This is a genomic window from Pseudomonas sp. GW823-FHT06B06, from assembly GCF_058795195.1.
The window spans coordinates 1-19,790 of record NZ_JBXAHO010000064.1 but is presented as its reverse complement, the minus strand read 5'-3'; the positions used below and the strand labels follow the sequence as shown (position 1 = coordinate 19,790).

General features: G+C 61.1%; 15 protein-coding genes, 1 tRNA gene and 1 pseudogene. 10 read left to right on the top strand and 7 right to left on the bottom strand.

Annotated elements, in window-relative coordinates; genetic code table 11:
• Positions 1-167 precede the first annotated feature (167 nt).
• Together AC1Q8Q_RS30800 and AC1Q8Q_RS30795 are read right to left on the bottom strand one after the other, a co-directional pair.
• A complete protein-coding gene (locus tag AC1Q8Q_RS30800) occupies positions 168-644 on the bottom strand; it encodes a nuclear transport factor 2 family protein (protein WP_168758058.1) in 477 nt (158 codons plus the stop codon).
• A gap of 56 nt (positions 645-700) precedes the next feature.
• Complete coding sequence (locus AC1Q8Q_RS30795; protein ID WP_020799198.1) at positions 701-1,264, bottom strand: TetR/AcrR family transcriptional regulator; 564 nt, start codon at positions 1,262-1,264, stop codon at positions 701-703.
• Positions 1,265-1,467: 203 nt separating this feature from the next.
• Here AC1Q8Q_RS30795 and pssA point away from each other — a divergent pair, with 203 nt between their 5' ends.
• Positions 1,468-2,811, top strand: a complete 1,344-nt coding sequence (gene pssA / locus AC1Q8Q_RS30790) for a CDP-diacylglycerol--serine O-phosphatidyltransferase (protein WP_168758059.1) — start codon at positions 1,468-1,470, stop codon at positions 2,809-2,811.
• A gap of 131 nt (positions 2,812-2,942) precedes the next feature.
• Here pssA and AC1Q8Q_RS30785 read toward each other — a convergent pair.
• Both AC1Q8Q_RS30785 and AC1Q8Q_RS30780 read right to left on the bottom strand, forming a co-directional pair.
• Positions 2,943-3,038, bottom strand: a pseudogene (locus AC1Q8Q_RS30785) (iron uptake system protein EfeO); the annotation flags it as partial.
• 86 nt (positions 3,039-3,124) lie between these two features.
• A complete protein-coding gene (locus tag AC1Q8Q_RS30780) occupies positions 3,125-4,279 on the bottom strand; it encodes a MalY/PatB family protein (protein ID WP_168758060.1) in 1,155 nt (384 codons plus the stop codon).
• A gap of 220 nt (positions 4,280-4,499) precedes the next feature.
• On the opposite strand from AC1Q8Q_RS30780, the gene fdnG reads away from it, so the two are divergent.
• From fdnG to AC1Q8Q_RS30740, 8 genes are all read left to right on the top strand, one after another.
• Positions 4,500-7,565 (top strand): formate dehydrogenase-N subunit alpha, encoded by a 3,066-nt coding sequence (fdnG, locus tag AC1Q8Q_RS30775; RefSeq protein ID WP_492615908.1) that lies wholly within the window; start codon positions 4,500-4,502, stop codon positions 7,563-7,565.
• Positions 7,566-8,501 (top strand): formate dehydrogenase subunit beta, encoded by a 936-nt coding sequence (fdxH, locus tag AC1Q8Q_RS30770; RefSeq protein WP_168758062.1) that lies wholly within the window; start codon positions 7,566-7,568, stop codon positions 8,499-8,501.
• The gene (locus AC1Q8Q_RS30765) at positions 8,498-9,151 is read left to right on the top strand and encodes a formate dehydrogenase subunit gamma (protein WP_492615907.1); all 654 of its coding nucleotides are present in this window, start codon (positions 8,498-8,500) and stop codon (positions 9,149-9,151) included. Before fdxH ends, AC1Q8Q_RS30765 begins: the two co-directional genes overlap by 4 nt.
• 4 nt (positions 9,152-9,155) lie before the next feature.
• Complete coding sequence (gene fdhE / locus AC1Q8Q_RS30760) at positions 9,156-10,082, top strand: formate dehydrogenase accessory protein FdhE (RefSeq protein WP_492615906.1); 927 nt, start codon at positions 9,156-9,158, stop codon at positions 10,080-10,082.
• A 45-nt stretch (positions 10,083-10,127) separates the two neighbouring features.
• Positions 10,128-11,558, top strand: a complete 1,431-nt coding sequence (gene selA / locus AC1Q8Q_RS30755) for an L-seryl-tRNA(Sec) selenium transferase (RefSeq protein ID WP_168758064.1) — start codon at positions 10,128-10,130, stop codon at positions 11,556-11,558.
• Positions 11,555-13,462, top strand: coding sequence for a selenocysteine-specific translation elongation factor (gene selB, locus AC1Q8Q_RS30750; RefSeq protein WP_492615905.1), 1,908 nt, complete (start codon positions 11,555-11,557; stop codon positions 13,460-13,462). The genes selA and selB overlap by 4 nt, the downstream gene beginning before the upstream one ends.
• A gap of 17 nt (positions 13,463-13,479) precedes the next feature.
• Positions 13,480-13,575 (top strand) — tRNA-Sec (locus AC1Q8Q_RS30745).
• A gap of 286 nt (positions 13,576-13,861) precedes the next feature.
• Complete coding sequence (locus AC1Q8Q_RS30740) at positions 13,862-14,950, top strand: AI-2E family transporter (protein ID WP_033044243.1); 1,089 nt, start codon at positions 13,862-13,864, stop codon at positions 14,948-14,950.
• 59 nt (positions 14,951-15,009) lie between these two features.
• Here AC1Q8Q_RS30740 and AC1Q8Q_RS30735 read toward each other — a convergent pair whose 3' ends face one another.
• The 3 genes from AC1Q8Q_RS30735 to AC1Q8Q_RS30725 all read right to left on the bottom strand — a co-directional run bounded on the left by AC1Q8Q_RS30735 (position 15,010) and on the right by AC1Q8Q_RS30725 (position 17,921).
• Positions 15,010-15,594, bottom strand: coding sequence for a hypothetical protein (locus AC1Q8Q_RS30735; protein ID WP_033044244.1), 585 nt, complete (start codon positions 15,592-15,594; stop codon positions 15,010-15,012).
• Positions 15,595-15,764: 170 nt separating this feature from the next.
• Complete coding sequence (locus tag AC1Q8Q_RS30730; protein WP_020801043.1) at positions 15,765-16,208, bottom strand: hypothetical protein; 444 nt, start codon at positions 16,206-16,208, stop codon at positions 15,765-15,767.
• 144 nt (positions 16,209-16,352) lie between these two features.
• Positions 16,353-17,921 (bottom strand): sensor domain-containing diguanylate cyclase, encoded by a 1,569-nt coding sequence (locus tag AC1Q8Q_RS30725; protein WP_492615904.1) that lies wholly within the window; start codon positions 17,919-17,921, stop codon positions 16,353-16,355.
• Between the two features lie 376 nt (positions 17,922-18,297).
• Here AC1Q8Q_RS30725 and AC1Q8Q_RS30720 point away from each other — a divergent pair, with 376 nt between their 5' ends.
• A complete protein-coding gene (locus tag AC1Q8Q_RS30720; protein ID WP_492615903.1) occupies positions 18,298-19,515 on the top strand; it encodes a DUF3422 domain-containing protein in 1,218 nt (405 codons plus the stop codon).
• Positions 19,516-19,790 lie beyond the last annotated feature (275 nt).

Here is a 19,790-nt window from a genome sequence, read left to right as displayed (position 1 = left end):
AAAAGCTGAAGGCTGCCCAAGGCAGCCTTCAGCTATGAAACATGTTTACCGGACACTAGTGACGCTCTGCGTGGGAACGCCTCACCGGACGCTCCGCGTCCGCTTCAGGGACGCGGAGCGTCCCGGGCTGCATTCCCACGCAGAGCGTGGAAATGATCAGTGCCGGGTTACAGGCCGAGGTCCGACAGGCTCGGATGGTCGTCAGGACGACGCCCCAGCGGCCAGTGGAACTTGCGCTCGGTTTCCTTGATCGGCATGTCGTTGATGCACGCGAAGCGCCGCGCCATCAGGCCGTCCTCGTTGAACTCCCAGTTTTCGTTGCCATAGGAGCGGAACCAGTTGCCCGAATCGTCGTGCCATTCATAGGCGTAACGCACGGCGATGCGGTTATCGGTAAACGCCCAGAGCTCCTTGATCAGGCGATAATCCAGTTCCTTGGCCCATTTGCGCGTCAGAAAGCCCTTGGCTTCTTCACGGTTGTAGGCGAACTCGGCGCGGTTTCGCCATTTCGTGTCCAGGGTGTAGGCCAGCGAAACGCGTTCCGGGTCGCGGGAGTTCCAGCCATCTTCAGCCAGGCGAACTTTTTCAATGGCTGATTCACGGGTGAACGGCGGCAATGGCGGACGAACTTCGGCGTTAGACATTTCATGTCTCCCTATTAATTTAAAGTTCAAACAAGTTGTCGGTCTTGATCAGGTTATTACAGGCCCAATAACTTCCGCGCCATGCATTGCGCATTATCGGCAGCCCTGTAGTCACCCATGACAAGTGCGACGGTAATGGCGCCGTCGATCAGGATCAGCAGTTGCTTGGCCAGCGTCTGCGGATCTTCAGCGCCATATTCGGTACACAGCTCGCACACGTAGTCGAGCAGCTTCTGTTTGTGGTCCCTGGCGACCAGGCGAACCGGGTCTCGCGGATCGCCGGTTTCACCGCTGGTGTTGATGAATGCGCAGCCGCGAAAGCCTTCGCTGGCGAACCAGGACGTGAGTACGGTGAACAGGTTGAGCAGGCGTTCGGCTGGCGTTTGGGCCTGTCCGACTTCGCTTCTGTACCACTGCATCCAGCGTTCATCCCGGCGTTGCAGGGCGGCGACGGTCAGCTCCTCCTTGTTGGCGAAGTAGCGATAGATACTTTTTCTGGAGACGCCGGCGGTTTTCACCAGGAGATCCATGCCCGTGGCGGCAATGCCACTTTTGTAGATCAACTTTTCGGTGACATCCAGAATGATGTCGCGTGTGTCGTTGCTGGTTATCTTGTTCATGTGGCTACAGTAGAACGATCGTTCTCCTTGGTCAACCTGTTCTTGAAATCAAAAGATCGCAGCCTTCGGCAGTTCCTACACCGATCTCTGTAGGAGCTGCCGCAGGCTGCGATCTTTTATAGGGTATGAGCCTCATCGCAAGACCCGAACCGAACGATGGTGTAAGCTCTCGGGTTCTTCGGATTCGACCCATTGCGAGCCCTATGCCGTCGCTTTTCAAACGCCCCCTGCTGCCCAAACTGCGCAGTTTCCCGCTGACCGCCGATGCCGTCACCATCCTCTCTGGCGCCGCCGAGTTCCGCCGTTGCCTGCTGGAAAAAATCGCCAGCGCCACCCAGCGCATCTATATCGTTGCGCTGTACCTGCAACAGGACGAGGCCGGCCAGGAAATTCTCGATGCCTTGCACGCGGCCAAGCTGGCGCGGCCGGAACTGGAAGTGGCGGTGGTCGTTGACTGGCTGCGCGCCCAGCGCGGGCTGATCGGTGCCGGCAAGCAGCCGGGCAATTCGGCCTGGTATCAGGAAATGACCCGCACCCACCAAAGCGTGGTGCCGGTGTTCGGCGTGCCCGTGCAGACCCGCGAGCTGTTTGGCGTGTTGCACTTGAAGGGTTTTGTCATCGATGACTGCGTGATCTACAGCGGTGCGAGCCTGAACAACGTCTATCTGCACAAGTTCGACAAGTACCGGTATGACCGTTACCACCTGCTGCACAACCGCGCGCTGGCCGACTCGATGCATCACCTGGTGCAGCACGGCCTGGTGGCTTCAAAGGCGGTGCATCGCCTGGACCTGCCAAACCTGCCGACCACCCGCAGCCTGCGCAACGACATCGGCGACCTGCGCAGCCGTCTCAAGCACGCGGCCTACGACACGACCCAGGGCACCACGGACAAAGATGGCCTGTCGGTCAGCCCGCTGCTGGGCGTAGGCAAGAACAACCCGTTGAGCCGGGTGATTGGCGAGCTGATCGGCAGCGCCCGGCAGCAGCTGACCATCTGCACGCCATATTTCAACCTGCCGTTGGCGGTGACCCGGGAAATTAACCGGGCGCTGGCCAGGGGTGTGAAGATCGACATCGTGGTCGGAGACAAGACCGCCAACGATTTCTACATTCCACCCAGCGAACCGTTCAAGGTGATCTCGGCGCTGCCGTATCTCTACGAAATCAGCTTGCGCCGCTTTGCCAAGCGGCATCAGCGCAACATCGACAGCGGCCAGTTGAACCTGCACTTGTGGAAGGACGGCGACAACACCTACCACCTCAAGGGCATGTGGGTCGATCAGCGCTACACCTTGCTAACCGGCAATAACCTCAATCCGCGGGCGTTTCGTCTCGACTTGGAAAACGCCTTGCTGATCGATGATCCGCAAAACGAATTGCTGGAACCACGCCGCGCCGAGCTGGCACAGATCTTCGAGCACACCCGGCGCATCGAGCGCTACCAGGACCTGCAAACCCTGCCGGATTACCCGGCAGGGGTGGCGAAGTTTCTCAAGCGGGTAAGCCGGGTGCGCATCGAGCGGTTGCTCTACCGCATTCTTTAGAAGCTGTAGCGCGACCACTGACGCCATCGCGAGCAGGCTCGCTCCCACAGTGTCCGATGTGAACACAAATTATGTGTACATCATCAATCACTGTGGGAGCGAGCCTGCTCGCGAAGAGGCCCGTCCAGGCACTACAACACTCCATTCAACCCAAGCTTGCCCCGCATCATCGACAGATCTTCAGCCAGCCTATTCACCGGCCCGACCAGCGCCTTGCGATCGTCTTCGCCGGCAAGCCTGACTCCTACAGGCGAGCCAGGCTTGCCGGCGTGTCTGTTGCACCGCGATATCGTTTTTCGCGGGCAAATCGGGATCAGCCGTTACGGTGACGCAAACTGCGCTCCATCCGAGCAATCCCTTCTTCCAGCAACGACCGCGGGCAGCCGAAGTTCAGGCGTACGAACTGTTGGCAGCCATCGCCGAAATCCAGGCCTGGGCTCAAGCCGACCTTGGCCTGTTCGAGGAAGAACTGTTGCGGGTTATCCAGCCCCAGAGCCGAGCAATCGAGCCAGGCCAGGTAGGTGCTTTGCGGCACATTCATCGTAATGCCCGGTAAACGGCTGCGCACGGCGTCGACCAGGTAATCGCGGTTGCCCTGCAGGTAGTCCTTCAGCGCGGCCAGCCAGGGGGCGGCTTCGCTGTAGGCGACGCGGGTGGCTTCCATGCCCAGTGGATTGACGCTGTCGACCATGCCGCAACGGGCGTGATTGACCTTCTCGCGCAGGTGGCGATCCTGGATGATCATGAACGAGGTTTTCAGGCCGGCGATGTTGTAGGCCTTGCTGGCCGACATCAGCGTGATGGTGCGCTGGGCGATTTGGGGGCTCAGGGTCGCCATCGGCAGGTGTTGGCGACCGTCAAAGCACAGTTCGGCGTGGATCTCGTCGGAGATGATCCAGGCTTCGTTGGCCAGGCAGATGTCGGCAATAGCCTGCAGTTCATCCCGGGCGAAGGCTTTGCCCAACGGATTGTGCGGGTTGCTCAGGAGCAGCGCACCGCCGCCTTCCAGGGATTCGTTCAAGGTCGCCAATGGCGTGGCGTAGGTGCCGTCGGGCTGCGGGTCGAAGCCCAGCTCGACCTTGTTCAGGCCCCAATGACCCGCTGCGTGACGCAGGGGCGGGTAGTTGGGAACCTGCACCACTACATTCTGTGCCGGCTGTACCAGCGCCTTGAGCGCCATGTTGAAGCCCGACTCGACGCCCGGCAGGAAGATCAGCTCTTGCGGCTCGACGCGCCAGGCGTACTTGTTCCACAAATCGGCAACGATGGCTTCGCGCAAATCGTCCTTGGCCACGCTGTAGCCGAGCAACGGGTGTTCCAGGCGCTTTTGCAGGGCCTGGATGATCATCGGCGGCGCGGCGAAATCCATGTCGGCGACCCACATCGGCAGCACATCGGTCGGGTAACGGCTCCACTTGGTGCTACCAGTGCCGTGGCGGTCGAACACCTGATCAAAATCGAAAGTCATGCGCAGTCTCGTAAACGCTGGGTTGGAATGGCAACCATGATAATCGCCAAGCCCCTGTGGGTGCGAGCAAGGATGTCGATGGTTGCCCGACGGTCGGTTTTCACACAAGACGCCTACCCATTGTCTACAGTTTCAGGTGTCGGTAGCGAGACTGCCGCCACCGTGATTGTCCAGAAAAATCCGGCAACGCACCGGATTTCCACCTGATAAGGAGTGCACGATGGACCTCAGCCGTCGTCAGTTCTTCAAGGTCGCCGGTATCGGCCTTGCAGGCTCGAGCCTGGGCGCGTTGGGCATGGCCCCGACTGCCGCTTTCGCCGAGCAGGTGCGCCATTTCAAGCTTGCCCACACCCATGAAACCCGCAACACCTGCCCGTATTGCTCGGTCGGTTGCGGGGTGATCATGTACAGCCAGGGCGATGCGGCCAAGAATGTCGCGCAAAATATCATCCACATCGAAGGTGACGCCGACCATCCGGTGAACCGCGGCACCCTGTGCCCCAAAGGCGCAGGCCTGCTGGACTTCATTCACAGTCCCGGCCGCCTGCAATATCCGCAGGTGCGCAAACCCGGCAGCAGCGAGTGGACGCGAATCTCCTGGGATGAAGCGCTCGATCGCATCGCCGACCTGATGAAGACCGACCGCGACGCCAACTTCATCGAGAAGAACGCCCAGGGGCAGACGGTCAACCGCTGGCTGACCACTGGTTTCCTCGCGGCATCGGCGGCGTCCAACGAAGCGGGCTACATCACCCATAAGGTGGTTCGCAGTCTCGGCATGCTGGGGTTCGATAACCAGGCGCGTGTCTGACACGGCCCGACGGTGGCAAGTCTTGCCCCGACGTACGGCCGTGGTGCCATGACCAACCACTGGACCGATATCGCCAACGCGAATCTGGTTCTGGTAATGGGTGGCAACGCAGCGGAGGCGCACCCTTGTGGTTTCAAGTGGGTGACCGAAGCCAAGGCGCACAACAAGGCTCGGTTGATCGTGGTCGACCCGCGATTCACCCGTACGGCCTCCGTGGCCGATTATTACGCGCCGATCCGCACCGGCACCGACATCGCCTTCATGGGCGGGCTGATCAATTACCTGCTGACCGAGGACAAGATCCAGCACGAGTACGTGCGCAATTACACCGACGTGTCGTTCCTGGTCAAACCCGGGTACGGCTTCGAGGACGGGATTTTCAGCGGTTACGACGCGGCCAAGCGTGTGTACACCGACAAAACCGGCTGGGGCTATGAGCTGGGCGAAGACGGCTTCGTCAAGACTGACCCGACCCTGCAGGACCCGCGCTGCGTCTATCAACTGATGAAGCAGCATTACAGCCGCTACAACATCGAACTGGCGAGCCAGATTTGCGGGATGCCGGTCGATGCCATGCAGAAAATCTGGGAGGAAATCGCCACTTGCTCGCAACCGGGCAAGACCATGACCATCCTCTATGCACTGGGTTGGACCCAGCACTCGATTGGCGCGCAGATCATCCGCAGCGCGGCGATGGTGCAACTGTTGCTGGGCAACGTCGGCATGCCGGGCGGTGGGGTGAATGCCTTGCGCGGGCACTCCAATATCCAGGGGCTGACCGACCTGGGCCTGCTGTCCAACTCGCTGCCGGGCTACCTCACGCTGCCCGGCGACGGCGAGCAGGACTACACCGCCTACATCCTCAAGCGCACGCAAAAACCGTTACGGCCGGGTCAACTGTCCTATTGGCAGAACTACAGTAAATTCCACGTCAGCCTGATGAAGGCCTGGTACGGGGCCAATGCCACGCTGGAAAACAACTGGGCCTTTGATTATCTGCCGAAACTGGACATTCCCAACTACGACATCCTCAAGGTGTTCGACCTGATGGGCCAGGGCAAGGTCAACGGCTATATGTGCCAGGGCTTCAACCCCATTGCCGCGTTGCCGGACAAGAACCGCGTGATGGCCGCGCTGGCCAAGCTCAAATGGCTGGTGGTGATGGACCCGCTGGCCACCGAAACCTCGGAGTTCTGGCAAAAGGTCGGGCCCTATAACGACGTGGACAGCTCCGCGATCCAGACCGAAGTGATTCGCCTGCCCACTACCTGTTTCGCCGAGGAAGACGGCTCGCTGGTCAACAGCAGTCGCTGGTTGCAATGGCACTGGAAGGGCGCCGACGGCCCTGGGGAGGCGTACACCGACATTCGCATCATGAGCGAGCTGTTCCTGCGCCTGCGCCAGCGTTATCAGGCTGAAGGCGGCGCCTATCCCGACCCGTTGCTGAAACTGTCGTGGCCGTACAAGGTGCCTGACGAACCGTCACCGGAAGAACTGGCCAAGGAGATCAACGGTTACGCCGTCACTGACTTTACCGACGCCACGGGGGCGCTTATCAAGGGCAACGCGCAACTGGCCGGGTTTGGCCAGCTCAAGGACGACGGCGGTACGGCGTCCGGGTGCTGGATTTTCTGTGGCAGCTGGACCGAAACGGGCAACCAGATGGCCCGCCGCGATAACAACGACCCGTACGGCATGCACCAGCACCAGGGTTGGGCCTGGGCCTGGCCGGCAAACCGGCGGATTCTCTACAACCGCGCCTCGGCCGACCTGCAAGGCAAACCCTGGGACGATAAAAAGCGCCTGGTGTGGTGGAACGGCAAGGCCTGGGCCGGCACCGATGTACCGGACTACAAGGCTGACGTGGCGCCAGAGGCGGGGATGAACCCGTTCATCATGAACCCCGAAGGCGTGGCGCGGTTCTTCGCCGTCGACAAGATGAACGAAGGGCCATTCCCCGAGCACTACGAGCCATTCGAGACACCGATCGGCATCAACCCACTGCACCCGCAAAACAAGAAAGCCACCAGCAATCCGGCGGCGCGGATCTTCGATTCGGTATGGGACACGCTGGGTGTGGCCAAGGATTACCCCTACGCCGCCACCAGCTACCGGCTGACCGAGCATTTCCACTTCTGGAGCAAGCACTGCAAGCTCAACGCCATTACCCAGCCCGAACAGTTCGTCGAAATCGGCGAAGTGCTGGCCAGTGAACTCGGCATCGTCGCCGGCGACCGTGTGCGGGTCAGCAGCAAGCGAGGCTTCATCGAGGCGGTGGCGGTGGTGACCAAGCGGATTCGTCCGTTGCAGGTCAACAATCAGATCGTGCACCAGATCGGTATCCCTTTGCACTGGGGATTCACCGGGCTCACGCGCCACGGCTACCTGACCAACACCCTGGTGCCGTTCCTCGGCGATGGCAATACCCAGACCCCGGAATCCAAGTCATTCCTGGTCAACGTGGAGAAAGTCTAAATGGCCAGCCAAGACATCATTGCCCGCTCGGCCACTACCACCGTACCGCCATCGGTACGCAATCAGGAGGAAGTCGCCAAGCTGATCGACACCACCAAGTGCATTGGCTGCAAGGCCTGCCAGGTCGCCTGCTCGGAATGGAACGAGCTGCGCGACGAGGTCGGCCACAACCTCGGCACCTACGACAACCCGCAGGACCTGACAGCAGAAACCTGGACCCTGATGCGTTTCACCGAGCACGAAACCGACGCCGGCAACCTGGAATGGCTGATCCGCAAGGACGGCTGCATGCATTGCGCCGAACCCGGTTGCCTGGCGGCTTGCCCCAGTCCCGGAGCGATCATCAAGCACGCCAACGGCATCGTCGACTTCAATCAGGATCACTGCATCGGCTGTGGCTACTGCATCACCGGTTGTCCGTTCAACATTCCGCGCATTTCGCAGAAGGACCACAAAGCCTACAAATGCACCTTGTGCTCGGATCGGGTGGCGGTGGGGCTGGAACCGGCCTGTGTGAAAACCTGTCCGACCGGCGCCATCGTGTTCGGCTCCAAGCAGGACATGAAGGAACATGCCGCCGAGCGCATCGTCGACCTCAAGAGTCGTGGCTTCGACAACGCCGGCCTGTACGACCCCGCGGGCGTTGGCGGCACGCACGTGATGTATGTGCTGCACCACGCCGACACCCCCAGGCTGTACGCCGGACTGCCGAGCGATCCGGTCATCAGCCCGTTGGTGAGCCTGTGGAAGGGCGTCAGCAAGCCCCTGGCGCTGCTGGCCATGGGCGCGGCGGTGCTGGCCGGGTTCTTCCATTACGTGCGCGTCGGGCCACAGGTGGTCGAGGAAGATGAACGGCCGCCGTCGAGCGATCCTGCGGTGCATGAAGTCGATCCATCGGTGCATACCTATGATCCGAAGCAGGAGGACAGGCCATGATCCGCAAACAGATCCTGCGCTACACCAGCAACCAGCGCACCAACCACTGGCTGGTGGCGATTCTGTTCCTGATGGCCGGGTTATCGGGCCTGGCGCTGTTCCATCCGGCGCTGTTCTGGTTGAGCAACCTGTTCGGTGGCGGGCCGTGGACGCGTATCCTGCATCCGTTCATGGGCGTGCTGATGTTCGTGTTCTTCTTCGGCCTGGTCCTGAGTTTCTGGCGCGCCAATATCTTTATCGCCAATGATCGATTGTGGCTGCGGCGCATCGACCGGGTGATGAAAAATGAAGAGGAGGGCGTGCCTGCCATCGGCAAATACAATCCCGGGCAAAAGCTGCTGTTCTGGACTTTACTGCTGTGCATGCTGGTGCTGTTGTTCAGCGGGCTGGTGATCTGGCGCGCCTACTTCAGCACCTATTTCGGCATCACCAGCATTCGCTGGGCAATGCTGTTGCACGCGTTGGCCGGTTTCGTGCTGATCCTGAGCATCATCGTGCACATCTACGCCGGCATCTGGATCAAGGGATCGGTCAGCGCCATGCTGCATGGTTGGGTCAGTCGCGCCTGGGCGAAAAAACACCATGAGCTCTGGTACCGTGAAGTGACCCGGGATGAGCGTCCCGATCCGCCGCTGAACAGAAAAGGATAACCACTTGGCCACGATCCTGGAGCCGGGACAGATTGAAGCGGCGGCGACATCGCCGCCGTTTCTGCACCTGCCACCGCCGAACCTGTTTGCCTTGCGTGCGTCGCGCCTGGAGCGCCTTGCCGACGGTCATCCATTGGCCGATTACCTGCGTCTGGTGGCGGGGTTGTGCAACGTGCAGCAACGTCTGATGGACGATCCCCCCGAGGCGGCACAGCCGGACCCGCAACGCGTCAGGCAGTGCCTGGATCACGGCCTGCCACCGTTTGCCGCCGACAGCCTGGTGCGCGAGGATGCGTGGCTGGCGTACCTGCAAGCGCTGTTGCAGCGCTATCAGCCACCGGCGCAACCGGCGGTGGAAAACGCCGTGGCAACCTTGCGTGAGGCCAACGTCGGGCAGCGCAAGGCGTGGGCGATAGCCTTGGTCAGCGGACAGTTCACCTTGCTGCCGGCGGCGCTGGTGCCATTTCTGGGGGCTGCGTTGCAAGTCGCGTGGAGCCATTGGCTGCTGAGTACCCCCGACCTCGCCTTGAAACCCGGCAACAGTCTTAACCAGTGCCCGGCGTGCGGCTCACCGGCCATGGCTGGGGTGATCCGCCATCGCGGCAAGTACAACGGCTTGCGCTATCTGGTGTGCTCACTGTGTGCCTGTGAATGGCATGTAGTGCGGGTCAAGTGCGTCTATTGCGAGCAGAGCAAAGGCTTGCAATACGTCAGCCTCGACACCGACCGTCACGCCGCGGACAAGGCACCGTTACGCGCCGAAACCTGCCCCGGTTGTCGCAGTTATCTGAAGCAGCTGTACCTGGAATGCGACGCCGAGGGCGAAGCGCTGTCCGCGGACCTGAGCAGCCTGATGCTCGACATGCGCCTGGAACAGGAGGGTTTTGCGCGCCCTGCGCCCAACCTGCTGCTGGCACCCGGGGGCGATTGAAGCGAACGTCTACACTCAGGCGGTCAACGTTTGCCGGAGTGCCTGATGTCTGCCAGATCCACCAGCCAAGCCTTGCGACTGCCTTCCATCGATAGCCTGCTGCGCCACCCGGCCTGCCATCCCTTGGCCGAACGTTATGGGCGCGAGGCCTTGCTCGCAAGCTTGCGCCAGTTGCTCGATGACTTGCGCCAACCGGTCCTGGCGGGGCAACTCGACGCGGTCGAACTCACCCCGCAAGTACTGGCGGGCAGGGCGGGCGAGCGTCTGGCCAGCCAGCATCGCAGTCACGTGCGTCGGGTGTTCAACCTCACCGGGACGGTCCTGCACACCAATCTGGGGCGCGCCTTGTTGCCGCAGGAAGCGATCGACGCCGTGCAAATGGCCGCGCGCTATCCGTTGAACCTGGAGTTCGACCTGCACAGCGGCAAACGCGGCGACCGCGACGATCTGATCGAGGGCCTGATTCGCGAACTGACCGGTGCCGAAGCGGTGACCGTGGTCAACAACAATGCCGCCGCGGTGCTGCTCACCCTCAACAGCCTGGGTGCGCGCAAGGAAGGCATCATCTCCAGGGGCGAGTTGATCGAAATCGGCGGCGCCTTTCGCATCCCCGACATCATGGCGCGCGCGGGGGTCAAACTGGTTGAGGTCGGCACCACCAACCGCACCCATGCCCGCGACTATGAAGCCGCGATCGGCGCGCGTAGCGGCTTGATCATGCGGGTACATGCGAGCAACTACAGCATCGAGGGGTTCACCACCCGGGTGCCGACCGTCGAGCTGGCGCGCCTGGCCCATCAACATGGCTTGCCACTGCTTGAAGACCTTGGCAGCGGCAGCCTGCTGGACCTGACCCGCTGGGGCTTGCCGGCCGAACCGACGGTGCGCCAGGCCCTGCTTGATGGCGCGGACATCGTCACGTTCAGCGGCGACAAATTACTCGGCGGTCCCCAGGCCGGGTTGATTGTCGGCCGCAAGGACCTGATTGCACGGATCAAGAAGAACCCGCTGAAACGGGCGCTGCGGGTCGACAAGCTGACCCTGGCCGCCCTCGAAGCGGTGTTGGGCCTGTACCGCGACCCGGACCGCCTGGCCGAGCGACTGCCCAGCCTGCGCCTGCTAACCCGTGCGCAACCCGACATCCTGGCCCAGGCCGAGCGCCTGCAACCGTCGCTGGCCACGCGGTTGGGCGCGGGCTGGAGCGTCAGCGCGGTGCCGGCGCTGGGAATGATCGGCAGTGGCAGCCAGCCGGTGGCACGCTTGCCGAGTGCCGCGCTATGCCTGCGTGCCAATACTTCCAAACGTCAGCGCGGGCGCGCGCTATTGAATCTGGAACAGGCCCTTCGAGCCTTGCCGATACCGGTGCTGGGGCGTATCGATGACGACGCGCTGTGGCTCGACGTGCGCCAACTGGATGACGAACCGGCGTGGCTGGCGCAGCTTGAGCAACTGCAGGTGGAGGGCCGGGCAGGGTGATCGTCGGCACGGCGGGGCACATCGACCACGGCAAGACGGCATTGCTCGAGGCACTGACCGGGCAGGCCGGTGATCGCCGCCGCGAGGAGCGCGAACGCGGCATGACCATCGACCTGGGCTATCTTTACGCCGCACTGGAGCCCGGTGCGGCCCTGACCGGTTTTATCGATGTGCCGGGGCATGAGCGCTTCACCCATAACATGCTCGCCGGTGCACACGGCATCGACCTGGTGCTGCTGGTGGTGGCCGCCGACGACGGTGTGATGCCGCAGACCCGGGAACACCTGACCATCGTCGAATTACTGGGTATTCCCCGTGCCATTGTGGCGATCACCAAATGCGACCGGGTCGAGCCGTCCAGGGTGCAGGCTGTGCGCGAGCAGATTGCAACGTTGCTGGCGCCCGGCCCGTACGCCGAGGCGCAGTTGATTGCGTTGTCGAGCGTGACCCTGGAGGGGGTGCAGACCCTGCGCCAAGCGTTGCTCAAGGCCCAGTCCGAAGTGCTGAAGCGTAGTCAGGACGGCGGTTTTCGCCTGGCCATCGATCGCGCGTTCAGTGTCCCCGGTGCGGGCATCGTGGTGACCGGCACGGCGCTGTCCGGCCAGGTCACGGTGGGCGACTCCCTGGTGCTCGGCCCCCTCGGCAAAACCGTGCGGGTTCGCGGCCTGCACGCGCAGAATCAGGCGGCCAACGTGGCGGTCGCCGGGCAGCGGGTCGCCTTGAACTTGAGTGCCGAGCGCCTGGCGTTGTCGCAAATCCACCGCGGCCAGTGGTTGTCGGCGCCGTGGCTGCACGCACCGACCCAGCGCCTGGACATCGACCTGCAGCTGTTATCCGCCGAACCGCGTGCCTTCGAGCACTTCGATCCGGTGCACGTGCACCTGGGGACACGGGACGTCACCGGGCGGGTGGCCTTGCTGGAGGGTGACAGCCTGGCGCCGGGGCAACGGATGTTCGCGCAACTGCTGGTCAATGCGCCGGTGCAAGCGGTGCTGGGCGACCGGTTGATCCTGCGTGACCAGAGCGCTCAGCGCACCCTCGGCGGCGGCAGGGTTCTCGATCCCTTCGCGCCAACCCGCCACCGCCGCAGCCCCGAGCGATTGGCGCAACTGACGGCATTGGCCGCAAGCACTCGCCTGGAAGACGTACTGCCAGCGTTACTCGCCAATAGCGACAGCGGGCTCGATCCGCAACAGCTTGAACGCCAGTTCAACCGCCCGCGCGCTACCTGGTTGCTGCCCGGCGACATACGCCTGATTGAAACCCGCCAGGCGCCGGTCTTGTTCAGCGCCAGCCGGTGGCAGGCCTTGCAGGATGAATTGCAGCAACACCTGGCGCGCTTCCATGAACAGGAACCGGACCACATGGGCCCGGATCGCGATCGTCTGCGCCGATTCGCCGGCAGCGCCCTGGATCGCCCGGTATTCATCAGCCTGCTTGAGCAATTGCTGGCCGCCGGACGCATCGCGGCCAGTGGGCCGTGGCTGCACCTGCCGGGGCATGAGGTACGCCTGAGCGATGAGGAGCAAGACTTGTGGCTGCAATTGCAGCCGCGGTTCGATACCGCCGGGTTCGACCCACCGTGGGTGCGCGATCTGGGATACGACGAAGCCACGGTGCGCGCACTGCTGCGCAAAATGGCGCGCCTGGGCCTGTTGCATCCGGTGGTGCGTGATCTGTTCTACACCGACACGATGATCCGTCGCCTGGCGGCTATGCTGTTGCAACTGGCCGACGACAACCCGGTCATCGAGGTATCGGCCTTTCGTGATGCGGTGGGCCTGGGACGCAAGCGCAGTATCCAGATCCTTGAGTACTTCGACCGGCTCGGCCTGACCCGCCGCGTGGGCGATCGACGCCAGATCCGCCCGGACAATGCCCTGGCGCGCAGGCCGAAAGATTGATCCGGGGTTCTTTTAAAGGAAGGTAATCGCGCCCGGTGGCGCGGCCGGGCTTCAAACCCGGTTGGGGACGGCATCCGTTCCCGGGCAGGTTCGACTCCGGCTACCTTCCGCCATTTTTCCCAGCGGTGTGTCTGCCTGTTTACATGATCGTTCCCACGCGCCGCAAAGGAATGCATCCTGTGACGCTCCGCGTCACCATTGCGCACGGCTCAAGTCCTGCGTTGTCGCAGAGCGTCCCTGGCGGCATTCCTTTGCGGCGCATGGGAGCGATCACATCTGTTGCACCGCGTTATCGTTCTTCGCCGGCAAGCCTGGCGCCTACACGGAAAGGCATTGACCCTTCGAACCTTGAAATCAGCGTCTATGCTGGGCTAACCGAATACTAGCCAGGAGACATCCATGGTACCCATGCCGCTGTCAGAGAAGGCCTTGTCCCGCGGGTTACTCGATACCTTGATCCGCGCCGGACTGATTGTCGTACTGGTGCTGTTCTGCTTCGAAATTTTCCGTCCGTTTCGCGACCTGATGCTGTGGTCGATCATCCTGGCGATCACGCTTTACCCGTTGCAAGAGCGGCTTCGGGGTCCGCTGGGGCGAAAAGACGGGCGCATTGCGACGCTGATCGTGCTGGTGGCCATCGTCATTCTCATGGTGCCGATCTACCTGTTGGGCACCTCGATTGCCGATTCGGTCGAAAACGCCATGACCGTGGTCCGCGATGAAGGCATCCGCATTCCGCCTCCGGCCGATTCCGTCGCCACATGGCCACTGGTGGGCAAACCTTTGTCGGCGCTGTGGCTGCAGGCGGCCACTGACTTGCCTGGCCTGACGGCGAAATACATACCGCAAATCAAAGATTTCAGCCTGTCGTTGCTGGGCAAGCTGGCCGGCGTCGGCATGGGTTTTCTGATGTTTATCTTCGCGCTGATCATTGCCGGGATCTTCATGGCCTACGGCGAAGCGGGTAGCCGCGCATCGGTACAGATCGCCTCGCGAATCAGCGGACCGGTAAGAGGCCCCCAGATAGCGACCTTGTGTACCGCAACCATCCGCGCCGTAGCGCTTGGAGTGGTTGGTATCGCGTTCATCCAGATGCTGCTGGTGGGGTTAGGATTTGTCTTCAAGGGCGTTCCAGGTGCCGGGCTGCTGGCATTGGCGGTGTTTCTGCTGGGCATCATGCAGTTGCCGGCAACGCTGGTGACAGTCCCCGTCATTGCCTATGTTTTCGCCACCGAAGGGGCAAGCACCGCGACCATCGTCTTTGCCATCTACGTCTTCGTCGCGGGCCTGGTGGACAACGTGCTCAAGCCCTTGTTGCTGGGGCGCGGTGTCGACGTGCCGATGCCGGTGATATTGATCGGAGCCCTGGGCGGAATGGTCACCGGCGGTATCCTTGGCTTGTTCATCGGCCCGGTGGTGCTGGCGGTCGGTTACCAGCTGTTCTGGCAGTGGGTGCAAGAGCCGCCGGTGGTAGAGGAAAGGCTGTAGCGGATCATTCATGGGATCGACCGTTCAGGGACCGGCCAGATCGTTGGCGGGTTCCTGGTTCAGAACCCGAGATAGCAGCAGTAGACCAGGGCCAACGCGGCGGCGATCCCGAAGGACCTCAGTGCCTTGATGGTCGAGGGGTGCGCTGTCAGGGGGCTGATCAAGCGCTGCAGGCGAGGATCCGAATAGGCCATGGGCTGATAGCGTCCCTGCATGATTGCCAGATAGGTATAGCGAAAACCGATCAACAGGAACAGGCTTGCCAGGCTGAGGACCAGGGCGGAAAAGGTTGTCGTTTCACCTTTCGCTACCGGGTGTTCTACATCGCAGGCAGCGCTATCGACCTGCACGACAGTGATTTGCCCATGTTCGGTCGAAGCCCGTGCTCCTTCATTGAGCAGCCTGGCCTGTTGAACCAGGTCCAGGGTCTGGTACTGCCAAAGTGTCGAAGAGCCTTCCCGGCAGTAAGTGAACGTTCCCGGGTGTGGGGCGGCAATGATGCACGCGTCGTCGATCCCATGCTTTTTCAGGGTTTCAATGGCCGTTCTGGTGAAATCCAGATCGAGGATAGGAGCAATCCCTGTAGCCGAAACCGCGCCCGAGACCAGCAGACTCCCCACAACGCCGATAGTTGAAGTTTTCAAGGCTGTATCTTCCTGGTTTTTATTGGCGTTATGTCAGGGACGCGGAGCTTGAATAAACCTGTAATTAGTGGAGTCTAGAACGCGTTAGTCACTTTGAGAAGCATGCGCATTTAAAAAATCTGCACTGCAAGATTTTGCCCTGGCAGGTTTAGGGAAATGCACGGGCCAGACTATTGACAGTCATCGGCGACGGCCTTCTCGGCCCGTTGGATTTCCTGTTTCATGTCGGTGGTGATGCGCTGTTCCTTGCGTTCCTGACCGAGGAACTTCTGCTCACCCCGAGACTTGACCTCCGCGTCTTCAGCATGGATCTGCGCTTCGATGGCGGCAGAATGCTGATCGATCACCGCGTCAACCTCGGCTTCGTTCTTTGCAGTATCCAGCGCCGAAACCAGTTTGCCAGCCTCGGCTTTTTCGGCCTCGGCATAGGCCTCGACCGACAACCCGGCGGCCAGGGCCCGAGCCTGTACTTCCAGATCCTTGAGGTGCTGGCGCGCTAACGCACATACCGCTTCCTGGCGCTGACTCTGCTGCGCTTTCCAGTTGTTAAGTCCATAGACAGTGGTACCGATGACGATGATCGTTGCAGCGACCCCCAGTAATTGGACTTTCACATTCCATCCCCTCGAGTGGCCGGCGAAACAGCCTTATGGCAATGATTGCCCGAATCCATCCGGAGAATGAAAAGCGTAGCAGACTGGGTGGGACTCAAGGTCGCTCCAATTCATTGGACAGGATTTTGAACACAAAGCGGGTGCTTACAGTGGATGACTTGCGCTTGGCTCGTTGGCGCAGCACCAACGATTTCGTCCTTGTTGTTTTGCCACATAGAGCAGGGCATCAGCGGCTTTGATCAAGCTGGCCGGCGTCACGCTTTCGAAACTCGGGCGGGCAGTGGTGATACCCGCGCTGGCCGTGACCTTTCCCAGGGGATGCGCACAATGCTCGATGTCCAGTGCTCGAATGGCTTGCAGAATTTCTTCGGCAACCTGTGCAGCGCCAGCGCCATCGGTGTTGGGAAGCAGCACCGTGAACTCCTCTCCACCGTATCTGACGGCCAGATCCCCCGGTCGCTTGACCGCCTGCTGGATCGCCGTCCCTACGGCGCCCAGGCAATCATCACCGGCAGCGTGCCCATAGCTGTCGTTGTAGCGCTTGAAGTAATCGACATCGAGCATGATCAATGAAAGCGTGGACCCTTGGCGCGCAGCCAGGCGAATCTGCTCGGGCAGCGCTGTATCCAGGCGTCTGCGATTGCCCAGGCCCGTCAGGCTGTCGGTCAGCGCCATGTCGCGCATGGCTTGGTGTGCGCGGCGCAATTTTCTTTCCGTCACCATCCTCTGGCGCAACTGACTCAAGACGATGAGTCCGAACACCGCGAGCACCCCGATCAGAACCACCAGCACCCACCCGGTTTTCAGTAGATCACGGCGCCAGGGCGCGATGATGGAGTCACGGGAAAGTCCGGCTTCCACCACCAGGGGATAGGTGGTCAATGCGCGGTAGCCGTACAGGCGTTCGGTGTCGTCCACGACGGCCTTGACTTCGGCGATGCCTTGGCTGGCATTGGGAAGATAACGCTTGAAAATCTCACTGTCCGCCAGGCTCTTACCCACCACGGATGCAATGAAGGGACGCCGTACCAGGATGGTCCCGTTGCGCATGGCCAGCACCAATGCACCCTTGTCATCGATCTTGAAGTCGCCGTAGTAGTCGACGAAGTAGCTGACCTTGATCGTTCCAAGGAGCACGCCGGCGAAGCTTCCATCCAGATTGTTCAAGCGACGAGAGATGGGGATGATCAGATCGTTGGTGGATTTGCTCTTCACCACCTCACCGATGCGCACGTTTTTATCCTCGTGCGTGCGGTGATACTGGAAATAATCGCGGTCGGCGTTGTTGACGGGTTCCGGCGTGGTCTCCTTGTCGGTGACGATCCATTGGCCGTCCGCGCCGTAGATGAACAGGCCGTGCAGTTGCGGCATGATTTTCGATTGCTGGACCAACAGCTTATGAATGCGCGGGACGTTGATGTTCTGTAGTCCGTCGCCTTCCACCCGTTCACCGAGGGTGCCGGTCAGTACATCCACTTGCCGAATGGCATCTTCGGCGTGCTGCGCAGTAGCGCGCGCCAGGTTCGTCACCGAATCGCGGGCAGAGTCGAAGGCTGACCGGTAATCGCGCCACATTCGCCAACCCTCGACAGCGAGGAACGCCAAGACCACCACCAGCATGAAGCTCACGGTAAGTCGGAAGACAGTGCCACCGCGCACGTTTTTTGCGACGTCTTCATCAACCATGGGCGATGGCTGCTTGCGTCCGGGCATCAACATCTCCTTTTGCGTGCGACCTGCACACGCCGCTCACCCTCTTCAGCTGCCCAGGCTCGCCAGAGGGCAGCCTGGACTAGACAAGACCGACAAATGACAGGATCACCAGGACGATCACGACGGCACCAACGATGTAGATAATATTGTTCATGAAGACCACCTCTGTCTCTCAAGGGTTGCGACACCAGGGTGTCTAGTACAAATGACACCCTGGTTCGCACTTGCGTTCCGCAACCCGCTTGCACAGAGCGCGCGAAAATCGGTGACTCTCGCGGGCGTCGACCTGTCCCACTGACAATAGCAGTCGAAAACGCCCTGTAAGCCCGGGCATTTATCGCAGACGCCAAAAACAACTCCAAGATGGCCACACCCTATGCACCCGTTACGACAAAGCCTGCACAACGAACTGCACGCACGCCCGTCACTGTATTTCGATGAGCCGGCCCATGTGTTTCACCTGGCTTTCCTCGGCAGCGAGCAGGTGTGCAATACCTTTCTTCAAGACTGCTGCCCTGCCTCCCTCGATCTCAAGGCTGCCCAAGGCATTACCCAGCTTGATGGCCACGCGCTGAAGTGGGAGCGCCATACCGAGTTTTTCACCTTGACCCTGGTGGTCACGTCCTCCAGCGATGATTTGTCCTGGACGGCGCTGCCCGACGCACTGGCGCGGAAAATCCAGGTGCATTTGCCGACCCTGATCAATTCGGTACAGATCGTTGTGCGTGGTGAAGCGCAGCTGGAGCTCTCGCGCTACGGTTTCAAGGACCCTTGCGGTTCCTGTGTGGGGGGAGGCGATGCGGTGGTCTGGAGTGATTTCCGGATCAGCGAGGATGGCAGTAACCACTTGTTATTCATCAACCGGCGCCTGAATGCCTACCGCCAGGGACGGATGATCCGCCGCCTCCTGGAAATCGAGACTTACCGGATGATGGCCTCGTTGTCCTTGACCATGGCCAAGGACTTGAGTGCCCAGCTCGATGTGTTCGACAAGACCTTGGTCACCCTCTCAGAACGCAACGCAGACCCTGCCGGCAGTCATGCCAAAGCCCTGCTGGCGGATATCTCCAACCTTTCTGCCCAGGTGGTCAGCACGACGGCGAAAACGCGCCACCGCTTCAGTGCCACCCAGGCCTATGCGCAATTGGTGTTCGAACGCCTGGGTGAACTGCGAGAAAGTCATGTAGGTGATTGCCAGCGCCTTGGCGTATTTATCGAGCGCCGCTTCAAGCCCACCGTCAGGTATTGCACGGCTACCGAGCAGCGACTGGAGCATCTGGCCGAAAGCGTGGCCAATCTGGGCGACCTCTTGCAGGCAAGGGTCCAGGTGGAAATGGAAGAGCAGAACTCGGCAATTCTCAGCAGCCTGAACGCCCGCGCCGATGCCCAGATCAAGATCCAGCGAGCAGTGGAGGGTCTTTTGATCATTGCTATCAGCTACTACCTGCTGAGCCTGCTCAAGCTGGGTTACTCGGGACTGCACCTGCTCGGCGTGGCGCTGACCCCACGCGAGGCCATGTTGGCCATGGCGCCCCTTGCGATCGGGATTCTTGTCTGGATCATCCTGCATATCAGGAAAGTCAAAGAGCATTGAGGCAACGACGCGTATGCTCGGTTTTCGATGTATATCCATTTGCGCGGCAACGGCCACTAAGGTTTCGCCCTTACTGTAGGAGCGAGCATGCTCGCGAAAAACCTGAGAGCGCCGCGGGGTATCAGATGCCCCGAAGCATGCCGGCGAAGGCGTACTGGTAGGCGATAATTGTCTTTCAGGTGTACATATCCGTTGCTGCGGTAACGGCCACTTAGGGTTTCGCTTTTACAGCGAGTCACTTGGAAAAGCCCCAAGTAACCAAGGGCTCTTGCCCC

Bases quoted from the DNA above. Each gene is read 5' to 3' on its own strand.
- AC1Q8Q_RS30795 (WP_020799198.1), bottom strand. From the start codon at position 1,264: ATGAACAAGATAACCAGCAACGACACACGCGACATCATTCTGGATGTC.
- pssA (WP_168758059.1), top strand. From the start codon at position 1,468: ATGCCGTCGCTTTTCAAACGCCCCCTGCTGCCCAAACTGCGCAGTTTC.
- AC1Q8Q_RS30740 (WP_033044243.1), top strand. From the start codon at position 13,862: ATGGTACCCATGCCGCTGTCAGAGAAGGCCTTGTCCCGCGGGTTACTC.
- AC1Q8Q_RS30720 (WP_492615903.1), top strand. From the start codon at position 18,298: ATGCACCCGTTACGACAAAGCCTGCACAACGAACTGCACGCACGCCCG.
- AC1Q8Q_RS30800 (WP_168758058.1), bottom strand. From the start codon at position 644: ATGTCTAACGCCGAAGTTCGTCCGCCATTGCCGCCGTTCACCCGTGAA.
- AC1Q8Q_RS30765 (WP_492615907.1), top strand. From the start codon at position 8,498: ATGATCCGCAAACAGATCCTGCGCTACACCAGCAACCAGCGCACCAAC.
- AC1Q8Q_RS30780 (WP_168758060.1), bottom strand. From the start codon at position 4,279: ATGACTTTCGATTTTGATCAGGTGTTCGACCGCCACGGCACTGGTAGC.
- AC1Q8Q_RS30725 (WP_492615904.1), bottom strand. From the start codon at position 17,921: ATGCCCGGACGCAAGCAGCCATCGCCCATGGTTGATGAAGACGTCGCA.
- selA (WP_168758064.1), top strand. From the start codon at position 10,128: ATGTCTGCCAGATCCACCAGCCAAGCCTTGCGACTGCCTTCCATCGAT.
- fdxH (WP_168758062.1), top strand. From the start codon at position 7,566: ATGGCCAGCCAAGACATCATTGCCCGCTCGGCCACTACCACCGTACCG.